The 2461-nt window shown below is 67.0% G+C and carries 4 protein-coding genes; all 4 read left to right on the top strand.

Going from position 1 to position 2461, the window contains the following annotated elements; genetic code table 11:
* Nucleotides 1–785, top strand: a 785-nt coding sequence (locus APY03_RS25275; protein ID WP_232324394.1) for a GTPase, incomplete at its 5' end; no start/stop codon positions are given.
* Nucleotides 786–932: 147 nt separating this feature from the next.
* Nucleotides 933–1286, top strand: a complete 354-nt coding sequence (locus APY03_RS25270; RefSeq protein ID WP_068681260.1) for a DUF3085 domain-containing protein — start codon at nucleotides 933–935, stop codon at nucleotides 1284–1286.
* Nucleotides 1287–1436: 150 nt separating this feature from the next.
* The gene (locus APY03_RS25265; protein ID WP_068681258.1) at nucleotides 1437–2279 is read left to right on the top strand and encodes a phosphoadenosine phosphosulfate reductase domain-containing protein; all 843 of its coding nucleotides are present in this window, start codon (nucleotides 1437–1439) and stop codon (nucleotides 2277–2279) included.
* A gap of 5 nt (nucleotides 2280–2284) precedes the next feature.
* The coding region (locus APY03_RS45510) for an XF1762 family protein (protein WP_332307396.1) at nucleotides 2285–2461 on the top strand (177 nt) is incomplete at its 3' end.

The raw sequence follows: 2461 nt of genomic DNA, 5'->3' as shown, positions 1-2461 counted from the left end.
TGCCTTCGCTGGTCGCAGGCCATGTGCCCCGCAACGTGCGGTCGTTCAAGTACCGTGTGTTCGATGACCAGCCGCTGTCCTCAACGCTGGGCTTCGCCATCGATCCCCAACCCTTCGACGGCAAGGTGGTCGCCGCGACCGACGATGCCATCGTCGTCAAGCTCAAGCCTTCCGAGTTCGCGGTGCTTGATCCCAGCCTGGTGACCACGGTTCCTGCCGAAGGCGCCAAGGTGCATGTCCAACCCTATGCACGGCGCCGTTTCGACGGTCAGCGCGCGGACACCCCGCAGGTCATCACCGAGAAATCTTCGGACGGCACGCCTTACACCATCACGAGCCACATCCTCGGCTCCGCGCCGGCCAAGCTGCCGATTCCCACGCCGCAGTGCATGGAATTGGGCCAGCTCATCGAGCAGATGGAGGAAATGCCGGCCCCCGATCGCTTCCGCCGCATCACCCACATGCTGGTGGACGCTGGCGCAAAGGACTTCACCTGGGTCGATCCCAAGCCGTCCAAGATCATCGAAACGCCGCCGGCGATCAGCTTCACGGTTTCGACCGCGAAGTTCGAGGGCCGGGTCACGGTGCTGTACGACCGCGGTGGCGACACCTACGTGGTGGAGTTGCACCGTGACGGCGAACTGGTCGATCGGCACGACGAGGTGTATTTCGACATGCTCGGCGAAGTGTTGGAGCGGCTCATCGACGACGGGCGCTGGCGCCAGATCGACGTGAGCATCCTCGACGCGAAGGCGGCCCGCAAGCGCCAGGCCGTACCGGCATGACGCCCCGCGGCAAAGCCGCGTGGTCTTTCGGCTGACCCGAGGCACCTGCCACGGCGTTCCAGCCATTCCGGCCGCGTCCCCCCACAGGCCCTCCATCCCATCGGGTGGAGGGCCTTTCTCTTTTTTTCCACACAGGAGATTTCATCCATGTCACTGCGTTTCAAAGGCGCCGACTTGCGCCCCGTGCTGACCGAAGCCATCGCCAATCAGTGTCGCGTCGTCCTGGTCAAGGACCAGGGCGTGTACATCCTCGCCGAGTGCGGGGAGCGTCGCCCGGACGGGCGCCAGGCACTGCTGGCATACGCCGTCGGTTGCAACCCAGACACCGACCCGTTCGATGACTGGTGGCACCTCGCAGGCCGCGAGCTGGGCGGCGATGACTTCGCGGAGTATTTCGACCCGAAGGACGGCCTGTTCACGCGCCTCCTGCACTCGGCGGACGATCTCGTGCTGTCCGCCACCGCCACGCACCTGTCCTTGGCCGTGGTGCCTCCCGCCTGAAGCGGCAACCGCCGCGCAGCCCTCGCAGCCCCCGCACCGGGGGCCTTCTTTTGTTCGCACCGCGGCCATCGCCGCGCGTGCGCGTTCGTCTCCAGCCGCCAAGGCATGCCCCGCCGGCCACAGCGCCGGCATGCCACCGGAGACGACCGCATGCACGACCCGTTCAAGATCAGTCGGCCCACCTGCATCAGCTTTTCGGGGGGACGCACCAGCGCCCACATGCTCTGGCGCGTGCTGCAGGCCAACGGCGGCCTCCCCGCCGACACAGTGGTCTGCTTCGCCAACACCGGCAAGGAAGTGGAAGCAACCCTGCGCTTCGTGCGCGACTGCGCCGAGCAGTGGCAGGTGCCGATCCACTGGCTGGAATACCTGCCCACGGAGCCTGGCTTCGCGCTGGTCGATTTCGACCAGGCCAGCCGTCAGGGCGAGCCATTCGAGGCGCTGATCCGCAAGCGCCAGTACCTGCCCAATCCCGTCGCACGCGGCTGCACGACCAGCCTGAAGATACGCCCCATGCACCGCTACCTGCGGCATCTGGGCTGGACGGACTGGGACCAGATGATCGGCATCCGCGCCGATGAGCAACGGCGTGTCGCCAAAATTCGCGCACGCGGGCACTCCACCGAATCGACCCACGAGACCATGTGCATGCCGCTGGCGGACGCCGGCGTCACCGTGCGCGACGTGAGCGCTTTCTGGCAAGCGCAGCCGTTCAACCTCGACCTGCTGACGGTCAACGGGCGCACGCTCGAAGGCAACTGCGACCTGTGTTTCCTGAAGCCGCGCGGGCAGCGCCTGGCCCTCATCAAGGCCCGGCCCGAAGCCGCCGTGTGGTGGATTCGCATGGAATCCCTGAACCTGGCGAGCAAGCCCAGCGGCGCCAGGTTCCGTGCCGATGGCCCCAGCTACGCCGACCTGGCGCGCTTCGCCGCCGACCAGGGCGACCTGTTCGACGCCGCCGATGAACCGATTGCCTGCTTCTGCGGCGACTGACGCGCATGGACAAGACGCCGACCTCGCCGAGGCTGAACCTGCTGCCGGTGTCGCTGCGCACGGCCAATGCCTTCGTGCTGGCACACCATCGCCACCACCGCGCGGTTCAGGGCGCGAAGTTCGCCCTGGCCGTCACGCTGAGCGACAGCGACCTGATCCGCGGCGTGGCCATCGTCGGCCGG

The organism is Variovorax sp. WDL1, from assembly GCF_001541225.1.
Taxonomy (GTDB): Bacteria; Pseudomonadota; Gammaproteobacteria; order Burkholderiales; family Burkholderiaceae_C; genus Variovorax.
The sequence above is the reverse complement of the archived record's forward strand: the minus strand, read 5'-3'. Positions and strand labels throughout refer to the sequence as shown.